Below are 21,417 nucleotides of genomic sequence, written 5' to 3' on the forward strand. Positions count from 1 at the left end.
CAATGGCTGATCACCATATCCGTGCTGGGGAATTTTCCGACAGCACATGTGGGGAATTTTGAAACAGCATTTACAGGGACTGGCCGGAGGAAGTCATACGGGCCCGGATGCCGCTTCTGATGAGCGATAACATCGAGGGTTTCCTGCAGGCCTACGAAGGTGTTCCAAGGTAGCGCTTTCATCCCCGATTGTAGAAAATGGCGGGAAACCAACATTCTTCACGCTTAACCAGCCCGGAGGTGGAACACGTGGAACACCGCGCATTTTCCAACGTGTTCCACTCGGCACCCCCGAAAAACCGCAGTTCCTCTAGGGTTTCAGCGTGGTGGAACACATGGAACACGTGGAACACCGGTTTTTCGATCGATCAGAGCAAATTGAAGCACATAGACAGTTATCCTAACGCCTCATGTTCTGACTGAGCCTAAATGCAACCAAGGTACCCGCTATACGCATTTACGTTTCAGGTTCAATTTGATTATGAATATAACGTCCCCACGCATAGCGGGATGCAGCGTATTTTTGTTTTTTATGAGCATATCAACCTTAAAGGTTGATTTTATGATTTTTTAGGTTGATTCGCTGCACAAGTACGCTATGTTCAGCACACCCCAATCAGGAGGGCTACGGAATGGTTACGGAATTAGGAAAGGAACTTCGGAAAATTCGAATCGATCGTGATGAACGATTGATGGATATGGCTGACAAACTAGGAAAATCATCCGCTTTTGTGTCGGCTATTGAGGTTGGAAAAAAGTCTCCCCCACCAGGCTTTGAAGACGCTGTGGCGAAAATATATGAGCTGGCATCCGACATGGTAACAAAGCTTTATCAAGCTGCCGATCGGGCTCGAAAAAGTTTTACTATAGAGCCTAGCAGTATGCTGGGGAGAGATACGGCCGGTTTACTTGCCCGCAGAATGAACGAACTCTCCGAAGAGCAACTAAACGAAATAAATGAAATACTGAGAAAAATGAGAGAGTAGATCCCGAGATGAGTGGTGATAGTTTTGTTGTCCCCCCAAAAAGCTGGAATGAAATAGAGCGTATCGCTTCACGCTGGCGTTCAGATCTTAGCCTTCAAAACACTCCATACTTTCCGATCATGGAAGTTCTGGAAAAAATTCTGGATAACAGATTTGGCCTATTTACGCTCTCTCCAATCGACACCAAGGAAATGGGGAACGCTGAAGGATATACAGACCCGGACGGCAAATATATTTACCTGCGAGAGGATGTGTATCGAAAGGCATGGAACAGGGAACATCGAGACAGATTTACTGCTGCTCACGAGTTTGGGCACTGGGCGATGCATACAGGGCTTCGCTTAGCACGACTAGAGCCGAGTCAAGTTGTTCCTTCCTATAAGCTTAGTGAACCACAGGCGAATCAGTTTGCTAGCGAACTTCTAATGCCTGCGAAATTTTTTTCTCTGCATGATACTGCAGAAGACGTCATGCAGAGACATGGGGTAGGCTATCAAGCCGCTTTCCACAGACTGAATTATCTCAGGAAAAAGGGAAAGATACCCGAATAAGAATAAAGACCTGAGGAAAGTCCTCAGGTCCCTATTTCCCTACTGGGCTCACGGGGGCTAGCTGGTAGGGAAGCCACAGTGAATCTCAATAGGCTTGGTCGCCTCCACACATGGTGGAAGTTGGATTCTCTGTCAAGGCAAACATCGCCCCCAGGAGAACCGAGATGGCGAAAAAATCTTTGCCACCGGCACCGCCCGGATATCGCTACATCTTTCGCCCGTGGCGGAAGTGCAAGCAGTCTGGACGCGTACTCTACGCACGAGCCTTTGGGCTCAAGGCGTGGCCGATTCTCGTTCCCATGTAAGTAAAAAAGCAGGCGGTGAATATTATGTTCACCGCCTGCTTTTATTAAAATACTTGTTAAAAAACAAAATGATGCCACTCCTGCATCAATGCTTGCCGCTTATCGAACAGATCACCTCTTCGATAAGCGGCCTCTACCTTATCCCCAATAGCGTGAGCCAGCGCCATTTCGGCCACATCTCGGGGATAGTCGGTTTCCTCCGCTGCCCAGTCCCGGAAGGTCGATCGCAGGCCATGCACGGTCACATTCTTCGTGCCGGCCGCCTGATGCAAAGCCTTGGACAGAGCCACGTCTGACAGTGGCCTGCCTGCTTTCTGCCCAGGAAACACCCAGTCTCCCTTGGCCGCGGCACGAAGTGGCAGCATTTCTTGAAGGATTGCCACTGCCCCATCACTCAGGGGAACACGGTGCCCCCGCTTCATTTTCATACGCTCGGCAGGAATGGTCCATATCCGAGCCTTCATATCGATCTCCGACCACACGGTACCGCGCACCTCACCGGATCGGGCAGCGGTCAGGCAGACGAACTGGACAGCCCGGGCAGCTGTGCCACGTGACTGCTGGAGGGCCTGCATGATCGCAGGAAGATCTTGGCGCGGCACGGCGGCATGGTGTTTAACCGTCGCCACAGCCCCCGGCTTCGGTAGGATGGCCGACAGATGGCCTTTCCAGCGTGCCGGATTCTCTCCCTCACGCCATCCCTGCGAACGGGCATAATCCAGAATCCGCTCGATACGCCCGCGCAAACGCTGCGCTGTCTCTGTCAGCCGGGTCCAGATAGGCCGCAGGGCCTTCAACACATCATCCGTATCCACGCTGCCGACCGGCTTGCTACCGAACACCGGGAAAACGTGTTGCCCCAGTGATCCTTGCCAGATCGCCTCGCCCCTCCGGTCCCTCCAGCCTGGCGCCTGTTCCTTAATATAGCGAAGCGCCACCTGCTCGAACGTCAAGCCAGTCTCTTTTTTCTGGGCAGCCCGCTCCTGCTGCCTGACCTCAAGAGGATCCAGACCATCAGCAATCATTTTGCGGGCCACAGCGGCGCGTTCGCGGGCATCCGCCAGGCTGACCGTGCGGGTTGAGCCAATCCCCATTTCCCGCGCTTTGCCGGTTACCGGGCTGGTGTAGCGGACCGACCATGCCCGTGTGTTGCCTTTGACGGTCAGCCACAGATTCCCTCCGTCCGCAAAGACCCCGTCCTTGAGAGATGAGACGGCACGGACTGTCAGGCGGTTATGGCTGATACGGGGCATGGTGAGACCTGTAGTTTGAGGTTTGGAAATCGAATCGGATCAACAGACCCATGATACCAAACCCACGATCAGACCCATGATAAAAACGGCTATCATGGGACACGTGCAGACACATCAGGGAACAGATCGAAAATTATTTATCTATAAAACAGATGGTTATCTGGACATCCTGACGCATCCAGCGACATAGGTTAGGTGGATTTCGAGTCCGCCATTTTCCAGATAAAATATAATAATACCATTTATTCAGATGGCAGTTTGTTATCAGGTAAAAGTTTTCGGGTGTGCCTTTTTTCAAAGCTTTTTGAAAAAAGCTTTACCAAAAACTTTTATACTTCCAAGACATTACTGGTCCTGCCTTTTCAAACGGCCTCTTATCGCCGCAGCGTGGCAAAAGGCCGCAGTGGCTGCGGGGCAGGTGCGCAGTCATTCGCGTGCCATGACCGGATCAGCCCGTCAGTGACCTGCCGCAAGGCATCGCGCCCGGCCAGCAGGCGCGTGGCCTCGGCGTGGCGTATGGCGTCGTTCTGGCCCAGCAGGGTGGTTTCATAAGTCGCCTGCCGCGCCATTTCCACCTCCGGCATGGAGGAAAGCGGTGCGTAGGAGACCGGCAGGCTGAGCTGCTGGCTGGTGGTCCGGCTGGCATCCGCAGCAATGCCAAAGGTGGGCGCGGTTGTCAGTGCGCCTACGCTAAACTGCCCTCCATGCGTAAAACTGCCTGATAGCTGGAGCGTCACATCCCCCACGATCGCGCCGATAACGGGATCCGCCACGTTCTGGCGGCACTGGGCGGCGCGGATGGCGGCGGCAAAGCGCGCGGCCTGCGCCTGTGACCAGTCGGCAGGGTGCGAGACGGACACAATGCCCGCCTGCCCCAGCGTGGTTTCAAGCCCGGCCATGGCGGCGGGGATGGTTGTCGGCACGGGCCTGCCCTGCGCGCAGCCCCACAGGCACACCGCAAGAAGCAGTAAATACGAAAGTAATTTCATGATTTATTGCAGATTCCAGCAGTCATTTAAAAAAACAGAAATTTGCAGGGGCCGCTTTTTTCAAGAAGGCCGCGTTATTCCGAAGCTTTTCGACAAAAGCTTCACCAAAAACTTTTCCAGTTCACACCGCTTGCGGCCCGGCCAGATAGGCTTCATTGGCGCTGACCAGGGCATCCCAGTCCTGATGGGTGGGGCTGAGTACCCCCGCAGGCAGCAGTTGCCGCCAGGCCAGGCCATGGGCTTCCATGAGGCGTGAGCGCACCCAGCGCCATGTCGCCTTCTGCCGCGTGCCCCATGTCAGCAGCGTCACCACATCCGTGTCGGCTGTGCCGGCATAGTCCCATAACAGCAGGCAGTGGCCGCCCGCGCTGCCGGGGGTGGGGTCGCCGCGCCCGGCAGGGGTTGGCGTATCCCATAACGGCGGCGGGTTGCCGACAGCGTCGGTCCACATATCCGCCACGGCAAGCTGCACGCCCAGATAGGCTGCCGACAGCCCGGCTGTTACGTTACGGATTGCATTGAGGTCGGCAGGCTCCAGCGTGCCCCAGAGCGGGAACAGCGTCTGCCGGGCCAGCGCGTAGCCCTGTTGCAGGGCGGTGGTCAGCACATCCACTTCCACCCCGCCATGATCCGTGGCCGGGTTGCCAGGCACATAACCGGTGGAAAGCGCGTAGAACCGCACGGCATCAGGCGTATCCACCGCCACCTGGTAGCCCGCAAGTGCGGCAGTGGCGCGGATATGGTTGCCGATGCCCGCCGCCGTGCAGTTACCCAGCACATCATTGCCCAGCATGAGCGGGGCGGGATCGATGCCATCGCGGATCAGGCGCTGCGGCGCGCGGCGGGCCATGAAGCCCTTCATGGTCGTGAGCATGGGCTGGCGCGCCCGCCTTTCGGCAGGGCGGCAGCCAAGTTTGCGCAACATCATTTTTGCCCTGCTGTTTTTGAAAAGGCAGTGTTCTTCAGGATGTTTTGAAAAAAGCGTCGTCCGAAAACTTCTTTACGGTTTCCTGTCCGTCGCATCGCCCTTCCTGTCAGAGGGCCGGTTCCAGCCACGCAGTTGCGCCATGGCGGTAACAACGGTCCACACGACCACCCATTTCGACCCGGCTGCGGGCGGCCGCCAGAAGCGCGCGACCACCGCGCAGCCGGAAATGAGGAAGGAGAAAATGACAACCACATCCGCGGCATACCGGGCTGGCAGGAGAGAGAGGATGGTCTGGGTCGTGAGCATGGTGTCCATGACGCATGGTTCCGGCAGGGAGGCCGCCTTGTCAGGCGGCCTCCCCTGTGGCTGGTGTCAGGTGGCGGGGCGCGGGTCGGGCTGGTTGCTTGCGGCCCATTCGTCAAAGGCGAAGATCTGCCCGTAATCATGCACCTCGGTCAGGAAGGTGCGGTCATCCTCCAGGGCTATGCGCACGGTGGGGGCAAGCGTGCCGCCAATGCGGTAGGTTGCAGGGTTCTGCGGGTCGGTGCCAGGGGCCGGCAGCGTGTCGATGAAGGACTGCACGTAGCCCATCGGGTCAACAAAGTGGCTGTAGGTCTCGTAGGGCGCGGAAGACGGATTGCCCAGCACCAGCCCCGAACTGTTCAGCGGCGTGTAGGGGCCAAAAATGCCGTGGCGCGACACGAACCCGTACACCCCGTCCGGCCCTTCCAGCCCGCCGGTATAGGTGGAGTGGTGGCTGATGGTGAACAGGTAGGTCAGCCCGTTGCGGAACACCACATGCGGCCGTTCGGTCTGGTCGTTCACCCCAAGGGCGGTGACCAGGGCGGGCAGCATTTCCCAACGCGAGAAATCACCCTGCGCATAGGACGAGACCAGCCGCGCAATGCCGATGGCGGCGGCGCCATAGCCTGCCCCTTCGCCCACGGTGTAGCCCGGCGGCAGGTGGCCTGCCTCGCGGTCGGTGATGACAAAGTCGCCGCGCATGCCGGGCACGTTGCCTTCAAACAGGCAGTAGACCTGCCCATCGGCGGGGTTGATGAACGGGTGCGGATCGCGGAAATCGAAATACGGGTCCTGGGAGGCATTGGCGTAATGCAGCCCGTCGGCCGAGAACATCTCGGTCGTGGCCGTGAAGCCCTCGAACCACACACCGCTGTCATCGGCATGGATCGTGCCGGTGGAAACGGAGGGCACGCTCTGGTTCACATCCGTGTTGACGGAAGTGTAGAACATGTCGACCACGTTCTCGCTGCCGTTGCGCATGACCAGGCTGCCCGACCATTCATCGGGCCGCAGATCGGCGCTGGTGTTGAGCAGGCGGCCGCCAAAGGTCCAGTCAATGCCGTTGCGGCTGTAGTAATAACCAATGAAGGCGAAGGCGTTGCGGTTGTGCCAGCCGGCTGCGTCGTCACCTGTCTGGGCACGTTCGGCCACGAGCGACCACATGACGTACCAGCCCTTGAAGGTGACCGTCTCGCCGGTGATGCGGCGCAGGGCGCCCGTGTCCCACTGCCACAGGGCATCATCCATGACCGGGAAATCCTGGGCAATGACGGGCATGGTGGTGGTGGGGTCATCGGCATGCACTTTCAGTGCATCGGCGATGGTCCAGGCGGACGGAAGGCGTGCATTGGAGGAAACCATGTTCTGATCCTCTCGTCAGGGCATTATTACTGACCCTGATCCATTTATATGCAGGTATACGTTTCGTATAATGCATTATTCATGTCATTATACTTGTCGTGTCAGGGTAATAGCGCTGTCTTGTCGCTCCTGACATGATGAAATATAGGGCGCAGCCATGCAGGCAGCAAAAGAAAGCATGTACCGCTGGCAGCATTTCATGAAAGGTGGCAGGCGCCCTGCTGGATGATACGGGCAAGGCCTGCCGTTTGCGTACCTGCCCGGGTGGTTGCCACCAGCGCAGCGCGCGCCTGCGGCAGATGGAACGCCAATTGCAGGCCGCTGCCAGTTGGGTGCGAATCGTGGCCGGGCGATATCTTTCGGGCCGGATTGTGACGCGCAGCTCCGTGCCCCATGGCACGTAAAGCAGGCTGCGCGGGCTGCCGCCGGGCCGGTGGCTGAGCCCATGGCTTTTGCAGAAGCGTTTGTTAACGCCCGCTTTTCGCGCTTTCGGCACGAATTCAGGTCGCCGCAATGATGGCAGTTTAAGTAAAATTGATTGACAGCAGATCGTGTTATTTTTAAGGCAGGATTGTGGTGTTGCTCCACAATTGGGGGTGCTTTTTCCCCTTTCCTTCAGTTTTCTAAGGCCCTAAGCGCATGTCGTTTGATGGTATCGCTCTGACACGGACGGTTTCCCAACCTGCTGCCCAGCCAGTGCCTGCCCCTGTCCGCCGCCGGTATTCCGCTGCGAGTGGCATCTTTTTCAGCCTGCTGATGGCCCTGCCCCTATGGGCGCTGGTGGCTTTCTTCCTGCGCTAGGCCGCCTGCGGCCTCAGGCCGGGTGGACAGCCACGCCAAAAGCACGATAACGCTTGCCGCGACACGGGCTTCGGCCCGTGAACGCATTCTGGCAGGACGGACTTGAATTACAGACACAGCTATCATGCCGGCAACTTTGCCGATGTCATGAAACATGCCCTGCTTGTGGCCCTGATCAAGGCGCTGTGCCGCAAGCCCTCGGCTTTTTCCGTGCTCGATACGCATGCCGGTATCGGGCTGTATGACCTGTCCGGCCCGCAGGCGCAGGCCACGGGCGAGTGGCGCGAGGGCATCGGGCGCCTGCTCGAGGCCCCGCTGGGCGTTGCGCAACAGGCCGCCCTTGGCCCCTGGCTGGACATCGTGCGCGACGTGATGCGCGCGCATGAGGGGCGGCTGTTCTATCCCGGCTCGCCCGCGCTTGTGGCCCACCTGCTCCGCCCCGATGACACGCTGACCTGTTGCGAACACCACCCCGACGACCAGCACGACCTGCGGCGGCTGTTCCGCCACAACCCGCAGGTATCGGTGCATGGCCGCGATGGGTACGGGGCCATTACCGCGCTGCTGCCACCCCGGCAGGCAAAGCGCGGGCTGGTGCTGATGGACCCGCCCTTTGAAGAGCGGGATGAATTTACCCGCCTGGCCCAGGCCATCATGACCGCGCGCAGGCGTTTCCCGGCCGGGATCGTGGCGGCGTGGTATCCCATCAAGCACCGCGCGCCGGTGCGGGCCTTCATGAACGGGCTGAAGGATGCGGGCCAGCGCAAGCTGCTGGCGGTTGAACTGACCCTGCGCCCCCCGCTCGACCCGACCCGCCTCAATGGCAGCGGGCTGCTCATCGCCAACCCGCCTTTCCGCTTCGAGGACGAGGCGCAGGCCATTCTCGCCGCCCTGTGCCCCTATCTGGGCGATGGGCAGGCAGAAGGCAGCGTGGAATGGATTGTGGGGGAATAACCCGCAGGCGGCACTTCATCATACCATGTGGTCGAAATCACGCCCGCGTGATGGGACAGGCATCATATTGCCTGCCTGCCGTACTGACCTGACATAATCCTGCGCTTTTTACGCGAACGATGGCATTGGCTGCCTTTTATCATCATCATCGCATACTACGTGATCGTGACCGTTGCGCACAAACTTGGCCCGTTTGTTATTTCCCACAGGGACATGGTACATCAGAGCGGGCCGGATATCGTGGCGGAGCATTCATGTTTTGACGGGCAGCGCGTACCCGCGAGCGAGCGCGCGGCGCTGGAGGCCACTGTGTACCTTTACGTGGCCAGCCCTGATGGCAAGAACGATATCAGTGGATCGGGCACTGTCCTGCGCGACAGCCGCATGCCTCAAGGGCACAACCGCATCCTGACAATACGGCACGTAACGCAGCATGCCCTGCGCAAGCATGGCAGAATTTACATTCTTGACCGGTTTGGCCACAAACTGGGCGAAGCGCGGCAGACTCCCGCCACCATCCTTTCAGAAAGCCAGCTGGCGCAGGAGCCTGACTCCGGCGTGCACGACCTGCCGGGTGATAACGCGGTCCTGCTCGACATGCAGCCACGCACGCCCGCGTATGACCAGATCAGCGGCGTTGACGTTGCGCCGCGGCTCTACAGGGGTATCATGTACGCGTGGTTTACCGATCCTGGCGCGCTGATGCCGGGCGTCTCCGGCGCGGCGCTGCTCAATGAGCACAACCAGGTCATCGGAATTGCCGAGGGCACGGGCGGCGGCGAGAACACCATAGGGTCCGCAATCTTCTTTCACGGTTCCATAGCCGCTTTCATGCCGGTGGCAGGTCCTGGCGTGCAGGAGATCCTGCACCTGCAGCCAACCTTTGCCCCACCGGAAAACCGGGTCCATGTTCATGTTTTCGGATACCCTGAAGAATTGTACATCGCCTATCACGGGCAGATCCAGACCAGCGATCCCGGCCCCATGCAGGAGATGGCGCGGATCATGCACGATCTGAGTGGCCTGTAAGGACGCCCCCTCCACCACGCAATAAGATATATGTATAAAATTGCATGCATGCATAAAATATCATGTATGCGCATAAAATACATTGTCATTCCATAGTCATTTTCCACACTATAAAATATCATACTCTGGCATATTCGCCTTTTTACCGACGCATATTGTGCGCCGCCCGTTCAAGGACATGTCTCTTGCCCATAGCGTTGCTCGCCCTGGCGATCGGGGCCTTTGGCCTTGGCACGACGGAAACCATCGTCATGGGGCTGCTGCCGCAACTCTCGGGGGGCCTGCATGTCTCCATCGCGCAGGCGGGGCTGCTGGTCTCGGGCTATGCCATCGGGGTTACGATCGCCTCCCCCCTGGTGGCCATCCTCACCAACAGCCTCTCGCGACGCGACACGCTGCTGCTGACCATGGGCATCTTCATTGCGGGCAATGCGTGCAGCGCGCTCGCGCCGGGTTACTGGAGCCTGATGTTCGCGCGCGTGCTGACCTCGTTCTCGCATGGCACCTTTTATGGCGCGGCCTCCATCATGGCGTGCCAGATCGTGCCGCCGCAAAGACGCGCCGAGGCGCTCTCGCTCGTCTATATCGGGCTGACGCTGGCCATGATCCTTGGCGTGCCGATGGGCACCGTGGTGGCGCAGCTCACCTCATGGCGCATGGCGTTCTGGCTGATCTGCGCGGTGGGCGTGGTGGCGTGGAGTGCGATGTGGTTCTGCATTCCGCGTGACCGGGCAACTGGCGCCACCATTCCCCTGGCCGCGCAGTTCCGGGCCATGCTGCACCCGCTGGTGGTGACCATGATGCTGGTTTCCATGTGCACCTCGGCCAGCATGTTCACGCTGTTTACGTACATCTCGCCGTTTTTGCAGGTGCGCACGGGGCTGGGCACGCATGTGATCGATGCCGTGCTGCTCATGATCGGGGGCGGGCTGTGCCTGGGCAACCTGCTGGGCGGCCGGCTGGCCGACTGGAAGATGCTGCCCTCCTGCGCGGGACTCATGGTGGCGGTGGTGCAGCTGCTGCTTGTGCCCGGCAGCCTCATGAGCTGGAGCTGCCTTGCGCTGCTGTTTGCGTGGGGCGTATTCATCTATGCACCCATGGCGCCGCTCCAGACCTATGTGGTGGCGTGCGCAGGCTCGGCCCCCAATATCGCGGCGGCCATGAACCAGAGCTCCTTCAACTTCGGCAACGCCATTGGTGCATGGGCAGGCAGCCATATGGTGGTGACGCGGTGGTCCTATGCCGGGCTGCCGGTGCTGTCAGCGTGTTTTGCCCTGATCGGGCTGGGGCTGGTCGGCCTTGCCATCCATTTCCAGCACCGCACGGCCCAAAAGACGCCGCCTGCCGCGGTCGTGACCCACCCTGCCTCCGCCCGATCCTGACAACGCGGCAGGCGCAGGCCCTGTGTGCGCGCCTTCAGGGCAACGGCATGTAGCCTCCTTCAAGGGCTGCTGCCCCTGCGCTGTCCCTGTCGTTTACAGCGTCTGTCGTCATCATTCCTGATCTGTCCCGATCAGTATTATACCGTAATGAACAATATTATTCTTACGCCATTAAAGCCCCCGATGCCATTGCCGGAGGTCGTTTGACACCATGATCATTTCTGAAAACGATCCGCACCTGACGGCCTGAAGCCGGTTTGATAAAGCATGAATTTTACGGATCGCGCCTTTTTTAAATAAGGCAATGACCTTCTGAAGCTTTTTGAAAAAAGCTTCACCAAAAACATTCTATTGCTCATCAGTGTTTGTGGTGGATGTTTTTCTCAAGGCTTCATTGTTCCATACGTTTTCATAATCTGGCGTAACCAGAAACGTCCATCCCGGTGCTTGGCCAAGATAGGGAATAACCATTTTGCACCAGTGCAGGAGATGGTGCGTGTGCAGTGGCACGAAAAACATTTCCTCGCCCGCCCATATGTACCACCCGCTTGTGCCGTTTTCGGGCTGGAGGCGTAATCCATTGACCGGCAGCAGGCCATGTCGCGATTGGCTCCCTGCATAAGTTTTCCGGCGGCAGCCACCTTACAGGAGGGTGCAACAGAAAATGCCGCCTTTCTTGAAAAAAGGCGGCACCCAAAAACTTTTATCATCTGGTCTTTATACGGAGGCTGCGCCTTCAAACCGGCTGACCTCAACCCCCGTACCCACCGGCAGCAAAACGCTGGACATGCCAGGCAGGGCCCGGATGGCGCGCCCGTAGCGCTTTACGTCCTCCGTGCCCGGCCGGATCATGTTATCGGCCACGATGATCGCGCCGGGGTTGAGGCGGGGATAAAAGGCCTCAAGGCACGGCACGTACAGGTCTTTCCATAAATCAACGAACACGAAATCGACCTTGTGGTCCATCTCGCCAATCATCGCCACGGCGTCGCCTACGCGAAAGTCGATAGACGCCGCAAGCCCTGCCCGTTCAGCCATCTCGCGGGCATGGGCGGATTTATAGGCGTGCCGTTCCATCGTAATCAGCCGGCCACCCCGCGCCCGCGCGGCCTCGGCCAGCCACAGGGCGGAATACCCAAACGACGTGCCCAGTTCGAGAATAGTCGGGCGCTCGAGGCTCCGGGCCAGAATGTTCAGAAGCTGCCCCGTCTCCGGCCCGATGGCGCGCATGCGCTGGTCGTGGCCGCCATCGCGCCCGCCGGGTGCTTCCACCCGCGGCGCGCTGCGCTCGGCACGCATGCGCTCATGATAGAGATCAAGAACCGGCTGGATCCTGTCATCCATGGTCATCCTCCTTCGTGGCCCGAAAGGGCCCGCCTCAGGCCTGGCCCAGCGCGCGGGCGGTTTCATCAAGCAGGGAGGCGATCTTTTCCTCGGCCTGCGGGTCAAGCCCACCATTGCGCAGCCGCAGGCGCAAGGCGGTCTTGAGGTTTTCCATCGCCCGCATGACGGGCACCGGCGCATTGCGGCCACCACCACGGCCCTGTGGCCCGGCCGTTGCCGCACGGGCAAGGATCGCCTCCAGCGCCGCGCGGTTTGCGGCCACGAACGCCTCGCCCTCGGGAGTGATGTGGTAGTTCTTGCGGCTTTCTTCCGCGCCGGGGCGGATGTAGCCCGCTTCATCAAGCCAGGTGAGCGTGGGGTAGATCACACCGGGGCTGGGCGTGTAGCTGCCACCGAATTTTTCCTCGATGGTCTTGATCAGTTCATAACCGTAGGTCGGCTTTTCAGCGATCAGGCTGAGCACCAGCAGGCGCATCTCGCCATAATCGAACAGCCGGTTGCGCGGGCCGCCCCGGTGGCCACCACCGTGGCCGCCGCGACCATGGTGACCCCGGCCTTCGTGACCTTCACGGCCCTCGCCGCGCCCCGGATGACGGCCTGCGCCCTGCGCCAGCCCTTCGGGGGAGAAAACATGGCGGTGACGACCGCCTGCGTGTCTGTTTGCGTGTTTCATAAGTCCGATATAATTCCCGATATATCGTATGTCAAGATATATCGAGATATGTTTTTATTCTTCTACGCCCACATCGCTGATGGCCGCGTCCGCCTGCCCCTTCACCCAGTAGCCCGCGGCCCTGATCCACGCGGCAGGCACTTTCTTTTCCTCGATCAGGCACTGCCGCACGGCGTGGGCCACGCCCGCCTCCGCCCCGACCCAGACGAAACTCCGCCTGACAGGGGAGAGCTGCCGCAATACCGCCAGCAGCCCGTGCGCCTGGTCCGCCTCGGCCAGCGGGCGGTGCACCCAATGGGCGGCATGGGCGGCGCATGATGTAAAGACCTGCTCATCTTCCGGGCCGGGCACGGCAATGATGGTGGTGACCAGCGCCTCGGCAGGCAGGGCTTCCACGCGCCGACCAATGGCGGGCAGCGCCGTCTCATCGCCAATGAGCAGCCAGTGGTCGATCCTGCCCCGGATGATGCGCGAGCCACGCGGGCCGCCAATCTCCAGCACATCGCCGGGCTTTGCCGCCCGCGCCCACGCAGCGGCGGGGCCGCCTTCATGGTTGACGAAATCCAGCACCAGCGTGCCTGCCGCGGCATCATGATGCCGCGGCGTGTAGTCGCGCCGCGTCAGTTCCCCCGCATGGTCGGGCAGGAAGATCCTGATATGGTCATCCGGCGCGGGGCTGGTGAACCCGGCCAGTTCCGGGCCAGCCAGCGTGACCCGGATCATATGCGGGCTCAGGTGTTCGGTTCCCGCAACCCACAGGCGGCGGCGGCGCAGTTCGTGCCGCACGCGCTCGATCACCGGCGCGCCATCAGGGTGGGCAAGGGGGGAAAGGGTCGTCATGCGTATCTCTCCTCATCATGCCAGCAGACTGGTGAGGGTGAATACACACACGCACAGTCCGCCAGCATGTCTGCTGTCAGTTTCTGTGCGTTGTTTCACGTTAACGCCTACGGGCCACGGCGCATGCGCCGGGCCTCAACTGCAACAAGCCAGACGCTTTTTCCCCGATCCTGTCAAGAGTGCCGTCTGCCGCGCACTGCCATCGCAGGCGACCTGCAAGCTGATATACAGCTCACCGTGACCTCGCCTTATGGTCCCGCTTTCAACCGTAAAATCACCAATGCGATTAACAAGGTCACATATTACCCTGCAGAATCTTTCAGGTTTGGAGAACAGGACATCGCTTCCGTCCATGTCGTTGTGCGCAACAGCGATAGCGTGGTGACAGGCTTCAAGCCGCGACATCAGCGAGCAGCACCACGGCCGCTTCATCAGCCATGACCGTAATGTCGGTCAGCCCGCTTATGGCCGCCGCATCGCCTGCCGACAGCCCCTGCGTGCCGATCCGCACGGCACCTGAAACCACGAGCAGGTAGAGCACCCGCCCCGGCGCGGTGCCGTAAGCCGCCCCCTCCCCTGCCGGAATGGCCGCATGCAGCAGCCGCGCGCGCGCGGCGAGGGTGACGGGCGCGCCGTCCTCCATGCTTTCACCTTCCTCGGGGTCATCCTCGGGGAAGCCTGATGCAAGGATGCGAAAGCCGCCCTCTTCGAGTTCCGGCAGGGCCGGGCGCATCTCCTGCGCAGGCGCCATGCCCTGCGTGTCAGCGAGGAACCAGAACTGGATGAAGCTGGCCCCCTGCCCGCCCGCGCACCACGCCAGCTGCGCACAGCCGCTGCCGGTACTGGCCAGATGCAGCCCGCCCGTGCCGAGCGCATCCGGTTCAAAACCGTCCATGCCTGTAGCCAGCGTGCCGTCTGCCACCCATGTCACGATATCCACCGCCGCTTCGGGGCCAATGCGGTAGGTCTCGCCCGCAGGCAGCGTGCAGGCATTGACCGCGCGCAGGCGGCCCTCATGGCCATGCGCCGGATCGGCATAATCGGCAAAGGCGAAATGGCAGCGCAGCACCTGCCCGCTATCATGGGCCGTGCCAAGGCTGGCTGCGTGCCGGATCGTAATCATGTGCGCCCCTTAAAAGACTGTTTGAAAAGGCAGGGTCGGTAATACCCTGAAATGATAAAAGTTTTTGGTGAGGCTTTTTTCAAAAAGCTTCGGAAAACGTCGCCTTTTTGAAAAAAGGCGACACTCAGAAACTTTTCCTGTTTTTGATCAATTAGGCATGCTTGCGGGTCTTCTTCTGTTTTTCAGGATAGAGGTTCTCCCACCCGCCACCAACCGCGCGGTACAGATTGGTCACCGACAGCGCCACATGGGCGGTGGCATCCGCTTCCGCGCTCTGCGAAGCCAGCAGCGCGTTCTGCAACGTCAGCACGTTGAGAAAATCGGATGATCCCTGCACGTACTGCGCTTTGGCGGTATCGACCGCGATTTCGTTCTCATGCACGGCCTCGACCAGTTCATCGCGGCGGCGCTGGGCTGCGGTGAAATCGGCCATGGCGTCATCAATCTCCTGCCACGCCTTGAGCACGGTGCGCTGGAACATGGTGGCCGCCTCCTTCTGCTGGGCGCGGCGCAGGTGCAGCTGCCCGGTCAGGCGGCCACCCTCGAAGATGGGCAGCGTTGCCGTGGGGCCAAAGCCATACTGGCGCGAGGCCCATGACCCCAGGCCGCTGAACTGCAGGGCCTGCACGTCAAGGCTGCCCGAAAGGGTGACGCGGGGGAAGAAATCGGCAATCGCCACCCCGATGCTGGCCGTGGCCGCATGCAGCCGGTCGGCGGCCATGCGGATATCGGGCCTGCGCTCGGCAAGCTGGGAGGGCAGCCCCACGGGAATGGCGGCGGGCACGACGGGGATGGTGCCCGGCGGCCCGAGTTCGGCATCGAGCGCGCCGGGTTCACGCGCCACGAGAAAGCTCAGCGCATTGAGCCGGTGCGTGACCTGCGCCCGAAGCGGGGCGAGGCGGGAGGTGAAGGTATGGAGCTGGCCAGTGGCCTCCGCCACGTCCAGCCGGGTCGCGGCCCCCTGCTCAAAGCGCAGGGTGGTCAGCCGCACGCTGTTATCAGCCACCGCGATGTTGTGTTCAAGGATAGCAAGCTGCACCTGTGTGGCGCGCAGGTCGATATAGTCCTGCGCGGTCTCGGCCATGAGCGAGACGAGCGTGTCGCGCCGCATTTCCTCGGTGGCGTGCATGGCCGCCGTTGCGGCTTCCACCTGCCGGCGCACATGCCCCCACAAATCCACCTCCCACGAGGCGTTCATGCCATATTGCGGCAGGTTGAAGGACGGGTTGCCCACGCTGCCGGGCAGCGCCGTGGGGCCAAAGCCCTGCGTGCCCGAGGCAATGGACCCTGCCCCCTCACGCTCCATCGTGCCCAGCAGCCCCAGCACGCCGTTGGTCGAGGCCCGCTCGCGCCCGTAGGAGGCATTGGCCTCGGCATGCGGCAACTGGGCGGCACTGGCGATGCGCCGCTCGGCAACACTCTGCATCAGCCGCAGGCTGGCGGCCTTGAGGTCAAGGTTGGCGCTGGCCACCTCGTTTTCCAGCCGGGTGAGGATGGGGTCGTTGAACAGCGTCCACCATTGCGGGTCGGTGGTGGCCATGGTGACCTGGCTTTCCGCTGGCGGCTGGGTCGTGCGCCACTGCGCGGGTGCCTTGACCTGCGGCTTGTGGTAATTGGGGCCAACCGTGCAGCCCGCCACCGCCAGCGCCGAAAACCCTGCAAGAAGAAAGCGCTTCATGGCCTTACTGCCAGACATAACGGGTGTCATTGGCATGCGGGCCTTCAGGGGTGGAAGATGTATCGATATTCGCCTCGACCGACATGCCAACGCGCACCTTGTCGGCCAATGGCTGGCCGGGATCAAAGGTCAGCTTGACCGGAATGCGCTGCACCACCTTGGTGAAGTTGCCAGTCGCATTATCGGGCTGGATGGGCGCAAACGCCACGCCCGTGGCAGGCGCAAGTGAGTCAACATGCGCCTTGAGCGGATGCCCGGGAAACGTATCGACCCAGATGGTCGCGCGCTGGCCGGTCTGCACCTTTGTCAGCTGCGTTTCCTGAAAATTGGCCAGCACGTAGGCCGCATGCACGGGCACCACGGCCAGGATGCCCGTGCCCGGATGCACGTAATTCCCCACGCGCACCCCACGCTCGCCCACCACGCCATCCATCGGTGCGGGAATGGTGCAGTAGGACAGGTTGAGCGCGGCCTGCGTCTCGTCACCCTGCGTGCGCACCAGCACGCCGCGTGCGCGTTCAAGCTGGCCCTGCAGCACCGCCACCTGCCGTATTGCGGCATCCACCCCGGCCTGGTCACGGGCGATGGCGGCCTCGGCTTCCTTTTCCTGCGCCTCGGAATGCTGCTTCTGCTCGATCGTGCCCGCCCCGCCTGATGACAGGTTTCGGTACCGCGTGGCATTCTGGCGCGCGAACATCAGGTCCGCCTGATCGGCCAGCACGGCGGCGCGGGCCTGGGCTATGACGGAATCCTGCCGCGCGATTTCGGCTTCAAGGTTGGCGACATCACCCTGTGCTGCCTGCCTGTTGCCGCGTGCCACCTCAAGGGCGGCGCGGTAGTCGTCATCCTCGATATGGGCGAGTTCCTCGCCCGCATGCACCTGCTCGTTATCCTGCGCGATCACCCGGTCGATGCGGCCCGAAACCTTGGGCGCGACGGTGGGGAAGTCCGCCGTAACATAGGCATCATTGGTGTACTGGTTGATACCATCGCCATTGACCAGGCGCGTGCCCCCCCAGGCCACAAGGGCCAGCACGGCTGCGGCACAGCCTGCATAAAGCAGCGGTTTCTTGTAAATCATGATCAGTAATTCCGGGTTAGCGGGCAGGGGTATCGGGTGAAGGGGCCTGCGGCGGATAGACGCGGCGCGGCAGGATGAGATTCATGGCCGCATAGCCAAGGCAGACCCAGATCAGGATGTAGTAGATATCGTTCAGCGCCAGCACGAGGGCCTGCTCATGCACGTAGGTATGGAAGACCTGCAACGTGTTGCGGGCCACATGCGCGCTGTCGGGCGAGGTGGCGGCAAGCTGGCTGTTGATGGGATCGCCCATACCCTGCAATGCCAGCTGGTGCGTGCCGTGATGGTCGAGCAGCATGGTGGAATGGTACTGCTCGCGCCGCCGGGTCAGCGCGCCAAACAGGGCGAAGGCCACGGCGTTGGCCAGCCCCTTTAGCATGTTGACCATGCCCGAAATGAACGGGCCATCGGCTGGACCCATGGCCATGGTGGCCAGCATGAGCGTGGGGATGACGGTCATGGGCTGGCCAAAGACCTGCAGGATCTGGATCAGGTAGAAATTGTCGCGCACCCAGTCCACCGTCAGCCATGTGCCCAGCCACGCAGCAGCGGCAAGGCACAGCATGCCGCCTGCCAGCACGAAGCGGCAGTCCACCTTGCGGCTGTTGCAGATGGCCGCGATCAACGGCAGCATGATGAGCTGCGGCAGGGCCACAACCAGCGAGACCGGCGCCGCCTGGATGGGCCGGTAGCCCCGCACGGCCTCAAGGTAGGTGGCGGGAATGTTGCCCATGACGGAACAGATGGCCAGGATGCCCACCAGTGACAGAAGCGACGCCTGAATGTTGCGCGAGCGCCAGTACTGAATCCTGAAATACGGGCTGGGGTGGTAGGCCTCGTTGATGACGAACACGATGAACGCGGCGCCCCCCCAGAAGGCGAGGTCGGTAATGACCGGCGAGCGGAACCAGTCCAGCCGGTCGCCCTGGTACAGCACGATGACCAGCGAGCAGATGGCCGGCAGGCCCACAAGGATGCCAAGCCAGTTGAATTTCTCGAAGCGCTCGAAATGCATCGGGTCGCGCGGCAGGCCATAGGCCATCATGGCAATGGCAAGGGCGGCGGTGGGAATGATCTCCCAGTACAGCCAGTGCCAGCCCACATGCTCGAACCAGAACGCCTCGAGCGGCAGGCCCAGATTGGGGCCGAATGTGGCGCTCATGGCATACCCCCCGATGCCGAACACGCGGATCTGGGGCGGCAGGTATTTGAGCATGACGGTCATGAGCACCGGCGGCAGGCAGCCCCCCGCCAGCCCTTGGAAGGCCCGCAGGATGCACAGCGATGTGACATCGGGCATGAAGGGGGCCGGGATGGAAAACAGGGCGAGCGCCGCCGTCATGAAAATGGAAAAGCGGTAGATCGAGAACGTCATGTAGAACCACGGCGTAAAGGCCATGGCGGCAATGTTGAACGCCTCGTAGATGGCAATGACCCACGTGCCCTCGTCGTGGCCGATATGCATGGCCCCGCGGATATCTGACAGGCCGATCTCGGTCACATGCTCGTTGAACCCCGCCACGTGCACGGCCAGCAGCATGCCAAGGCAGCCAATGACCGTGCGCAGGCCAAAAGGCGGAATATAGGAAGGCCGTGGCGGCGCGGCATGGATGACCGGCCCACCCGCCGCCAGTGCAGGAGCGACAGTGTTCATGCCGCCACTTGATCCCCAGACGCAGGCAGCGGACAACCCTCATTTGCCGCAGGTAATGATTTCGATTTGCGGAAGGGACTGATCAGGCGGTTTTCATGGCCGCCCCCTTGTCGTGCAGCCCTGGGGCAGGCAGTTTGATAACCGGATAAAAGTTTTTGAATGCCGCCTTTTTCAAAAAGATGGTGTTGTTTCGAAGCTTTTTGAAAAAAGCTTCATCAGAAACTTTTGATGGTTTCTTTATGGAGAGCAGGGGACAGGATGAAGACTGGATCATGGATAGCGGGCGGCCTGTTCTGGGCCGCATTACCTGCCCTTGCCCATGGCGCGCCATCACCTTCCACCCCGCCTGCCATGCAGAATGCCCCGCCCGCAAGCCAGACGGGCGAAGCGGTAGAGGCCGCCCGGTCGTTCCTTGAATCCTTTGATCCGCAGGCCCGCAGGGGAGTGCAGTTTCCTTTCGTGGCGCAGAAATCAGGCACGCTGGCCCGCTTCCGCCGCAGCGCGCCCGACCAGCCCGCCCTGCCCGTAACCGATGCCCAGGCCCGCGCGCCAATGAAGCAGGGGCCCGGCATGGGGCCGCCGGGCGGCTTTGTGGGCGAGCGTTACGGGCAGTCGGTCTGGTCCAACTTTCCCGTAAGCGACGTGCCGCGCCCCGGCGTGCAGATGGGCCACCTGACACCGCAACAGCGCACCGCCGCCCTGCACCTGCTCCAGACCCTGCTGAGTGCGAAGGGCTACCAGAAGGTGCGCGACATCATGGGCGCCGACCAGGCCCTGGCCGATAGCGGCACGCCATTTGCCTCGGGCGAGGCGGTCTATACCATTGCGATTTTTGGCGAACCCTCAGCCACAAAACCGTGGATGGTGCAGTTTGGTGGCCATCATCTGGGTCTGAATCTGGTCATTGATGGCCCGCACGGTGCCATGACCCCCACCCTGACCGGCGCGCAGCCGGCGCTGTACCAGCGCGATGGGCAGATGGTGCGCGTGCTGGCAGGCGAAAGCGACAAGGCCTTCGCCCTGCTGGACCTGCTCGATGAAACGCAGCGCAGGCAGGCCATCCTGCCCTACAAGGTGGAGGATCTTGTGCAGGGGCCGGGCCATGACGGGGAAACCCTCGTGCCCGAAGGCATCAGGGGCGATGCGCTGACTGCCGCGCAAAAACAGGCATTGATGGACATCATCGACGAATGGGCCGGGATCATCAACGACGCCTATGCCGCCCCGCGCCTGGCGGAAATCAAGGCCGGGCTGGAGCAGACATGGTTTGCCTGGAGTGGCCCGACCACCCATGAGCCCGACCGCAACGGGTCTTCATATTACCGCATTCAGGGGCCGCGGCTGCTGATCGAATTCTCGCCCCAGGGCGTTGGCGGTGACCCGACGCTGCATGTCCATACCGTCTATCGCGACCCGACCAATCGTTATGGCAGCCGGTTTACCCACCCATGAGCCGCGCCGGGCACGCATGTCTTGCCGCCCTTGCGCTGCTGGCCCTGCCGGCTTCGACTCAGGCGCACCGGCTGGATGAATATCTGCAGGCCACCACCTTCACTCTCGCACGCGACCATATTGCCCTGCATCTCCGCCTGACACCCGGCGTGGATGTGGCGCCCAGCCTTATCCGCCAGGTTGACCGCAACGGCGATGGCAACCTGTCGGTGCGCGAGCAGCACTCCTATATGGTCCATCTCATGCAGAGCCTGTCGCTTTCCCTCAATGGACGGTCTGGCCAACTTGTTGTGCAGGACATGACGTTTCCATCCCTTGCCGCAATGCGGACAGGCACTGGCCTCATTGATCTTGAGTTGACGATGCCTGCCCGCCTCCGGCAGGGCGACAACCATCTGGCCTACCGTAACCGGGGTGATGGGCCCGACACGGTCTGGCTTGTAAACTGCCTGATGCCTCAGGATCCTGCCATCCATGTCATGGGGCAGCACCGCGCGGCCGATCAGTCATCATACGAACTGGATTTTTCTGTCAGCACACCATGAAATGATAAAGGTCTTTTGGTGAAGCTTTTTTCAAAAAGCTTTGGGAGACATCGCCTTTCTGGAAAAAGACGACACCCGGAAACCTTTACGTGTTTGTCAGACAGTGGGCTGGAACGCAAAAAGCCACCCTTTTGGGGTGGCTTTTTGTTTGTCTTATCAGACGGAGATATCTGGTTGCGGGGGCA

At 61.0% G+C, this 21,417-nt stretch carries 21 protein-coding genes and 1 pseudogene; 7 read left to right on the top strand and 15 right to left on the bottom strand.

The window, feature by feature from the left end; translation table 11 throughout:
• Positions 1–215 (bottom strand): hypothetical protein (locus tag DV027_RS17765; RefSeq protein WP_207303512.1); only part of this gene is annotated, 215 nt, incomplete at its 3' end.
• A gap of 416 nt (positions 216–631) precedes the next feature.
• Between DV027_RS17765 and DV027_RS14975 the strand changes: the two genes are divergently transcribed.
• Positions 632–985, top strand: coding sequence for a helix-turn-helix domain-containing protein (locus tag DV027_RS14975; RefSeq protein WP_110555523.1), 354 nt, complete (start codon positions 632–634; stop codon positions 983–985).
• Positions 986–993: 8 nt separating this feature from the next.
• The gene (locus tag DV027_RS14980) at positions 994–1,536 is read left to right on the top strand and encodes an ImmA/IrrE family metallo-endopeptidase (RefSeq protein WP_130732774.1); all 543 of its coding nucleotides are present in this window, start codon (positions 994–996) and stop codon (positions 1,534–1,536) included.
• Positions 1,537–1,897: 361 nt separating this feature from the next.
• On the opposite strand, the gene DV027_RS14985 is transcribed toward DV027_RS14980, so the two are convergent.
• The 5 genes from DV027_RS14985 to DV027_RS15005 all read right to left on the bottom strand — a co-directional run bounded on the left by DV027_RS14985 (position 1,898) and on the right by DV027_RS15005 (position 6,676).
• Positions 1,898–3,094 (bottom strand): tyrosine-type recombinase/integrase, encoded by a 1,197-nt coding sequence (locus tag DV027_RS14985; protein ID WP_130732775.1) that lies wholly within the window; start codon positions 3,092–3,094, stop codon positions 1,898–1,900.
• Positions 3,095–3,468: 374 nt separating this feature from the next.
• Positions 3,469–4,083, bottom strand: coding sequence for a hypothetical protein (locus tag DV027_RS14990; RefSeq protein ID WP_130732776.1), 615 nt, complete (start codon positions 4,081–4,083; stop codon positions 3,469–3,471).
• Positions 4,084–4,204: 121 nt separating this feature from the next.
• On the bottom strand, positions 4,205–5,011 hold the full coding sequence (locus DV027_RS14995; protein WP_130732777.1) for a hypothetical protein: 807 nt from the start codon (positions 5,009–5,011) through the stop codon (positions 4,205–4,207).
• 72 nt (positions 5,012–5,083) lie between these two features.
• The gene (locus tag DV027_RS15000; RefSeq protein ID WP_130732778.1) at positions 5,084–5,326 is read right to left on the bottom strand and encodes a hypothetical protein; all 243 of its coding nucleotides are present in this window, start codon (positions 5,324–5,326) and stop codon (positions 5,084–5,086) included.
• Between the two features lie 57 nt (positions 5,327–5,383).
• The gene (locus DV027_RS15005) at positions 5,384–6,676 is read right to left on the bottom strand and encodes a glycoside hydrolase family 68 protein (RefSeq protein ID WP_130732779.1); all 1,293 of its coding nucleotides are present in this window, start codon (positions 6,674–6,676) and stop codon (positions 5,384–5,386) included.
• A gap of 903 nt (positions 6,677–7,579) precedes the next feature.
• Between DV027_RS15005 and DV027_RS15010 the strand changes: the two genes are divergently transcribed.
• From DV027_RS15010 to DV027_RS15020, 3 genes are all read left to right on the top strand, one after another.
• Positions 7,580–8,431, top strand: a complete 852-nt coding sequence (locus tag DV027_RS15010; protein WP_165399218.1) for a 23S rRNA (adenine(2030)-N(6))-methyltransferase RlmJ — start codon at positions 7,580–7,582, stop codon at positions 8,429–8,431.
• A gap of 213 nt (positions 8,432–8,644) precedes the next feature.
• Positions 8,645–9,460, top strand: coding sequence for a serine protease family protein (locus DV027_RS15015; protein WP_130732780.1), 816 nt, complete (start codon positions 8,645–8,647; stop codon positions 9,458–9,460).
• Between the two features lie 185 nt (positions 9,461–9,645).
• Complete coding sequence (locus tag DV027_RS15020) at positions 9,646–10,842, top strand: MFS transporter (RefSeq protein ID WP_242621952.1); 1,197 nt, start codon at positions 9,646–9,648, stop codon at positions 10,840–10,842.
• Between the two features lie 348 nt (positions 10,843–11,190).
• Here DV027_RS15020 and DV027_RS18225 read toward each other — a convergent pair.
• The 9 genes and pseudogenes from DV027_RS18225 to DV027_RS15060 all read right to left on the bottom strand — a co-directional run.
• Positions 11,191–11,439, bottom strand: a pseudogene (locus DV027_RS18225) (immunity protein Imm33 domain-containing protein); the annotation flags it as partial.
• Positions 11,440–11,559: 120 nt separating this feature from the next.
• The gene (locus DV027_RS15025) at positions 11,560–12,192 is read right to left on the bottom strand and encodes an O-methyltransferase (RefSeq protein WP_207303513.1); all 633 of its coding nucleotides are present in this window, start codon (positions 12,190–12,192) and stop codon (positions 11,560–11,562) included.
• Between the two features lie 28 nt (positions 12,193–12,220).
• Entirely contained in the window at positions 12,221–12,859 is a 639-nt protein-coding gene (locus tag DV027_RS15030; protein ID WP_130732782.1) for a PadR family transcriptional regulator, read from the bottom strand.
• A gap of 54 nt (positions 12,860–12,913) precedes the next feature.
• Entirely contained in the window at positions 12,914–13,699 is a 786-nt protein-coding gene (locus DV027_RS15035) for a siderophore-interacting protein (RefSeq protein WP_130732783.1), read from the bottom strand.
• Between the two features lie 391 nt (positions 13,700–14,090).
• Positions 14,091–14,822, bottom strand: a complete 732-nt coding sequence (locus tag DV027_RS15040) for a pirin family protein (RefSeq protein WP_130732784.1) — start codon at positions 14,820–14,822, stop codon at positions 14,091–14,093.
• Between the two features lie 151 nt (positions 14,823–14,973).
• The gene (locus DV027_RS15045; protein WP_130732785.1) at positions 14,974–16,500 is read right to left on the bottom strand and encodes an efflux transporter outer membrane subunit; all 1,527 of its coding nucleotides are present in this window, start codon (positions 16,498–16,500) and stop codon (positions 14,974–14,976) included.
• A gap of 4 nt (positions 16,501–16,504) precedes the next feature.
• Positions 16,505–17,581 (bottom strand): HlyD family secretion protein, encoded by a 1,077-nt coding sequence (locus DV027_RS15050; protein WP_130732786.1) that lies wholly within the window; start codon positions 17,579–17,581, stop codon positions 16,505–16,507.
• Between the two features lie 16 nt (positions 17,582–17,597).
• Positions 17,598–19,235: an MFS transporter gene (locus DV027_RS15055; protein ID WP_130732787.1), complete on the bottom strand. Its 1,638-nt coding sequence runs from the start codon at positions 19,233–19,235 to the stop codon at positions 17,598–17,600.
• Between the two features lie 82 nt (positions 19,236–19,317).
• Entirely contained in the window at positions 19,318–19,509 is a 192-nt protein-coding gene (locus tag DV027_RS15060; protein ID WP_130732788.1) for a hypothetical protein, read from the bottom strand.
• Here DV027_RS15060 and DV027_RS15065 point away from each other — a divergent pair.
• Both DV027_RS15065 and DV027_RS15070 read left to right on the top strand, forming a co-directional pair.
• Positions 19,494–20,687, top strand: a complete 1,194-nt coding sequence (locus tag DV027_RS15065; RefSeq protein WP_130732789.1) for a DUF3500 domain-containing protein — start codon at positions 19,494–19,496, stop codon at positions 20,685–20,687. The two genes, DV027_RS15060 and DV027_RS15065, sit on opposite strands and share 16 nt — an antisense overlap.
• A complete protein-coding gene (locus DV027_RS15070; protein ID WP_130732790.1) occupies positions 20,684–21,232 on the top strand; it encodes a hypothetical protein in 549 nt (182 codons plus the stop codon). The genes DV027_RS15065 and DV027_RS15070 overlap by 4 nt, the downstream gene beginning before the upstream one ends.
• Positions 21,233–21,417: the final 185 nt, after the last annotated feature.

Origin of the sequence: Komagataeibacter xylinus, from assembly GCF_004302915.1 — a bacterium.
GTDB classification, from domain to species: Bacteria; Pseudomonadota; Alphaproteobacteria; order Acetobacterales; family Acetobacteraceae; genus Komagataeibacter; species Komagataeibacter xylinus_C.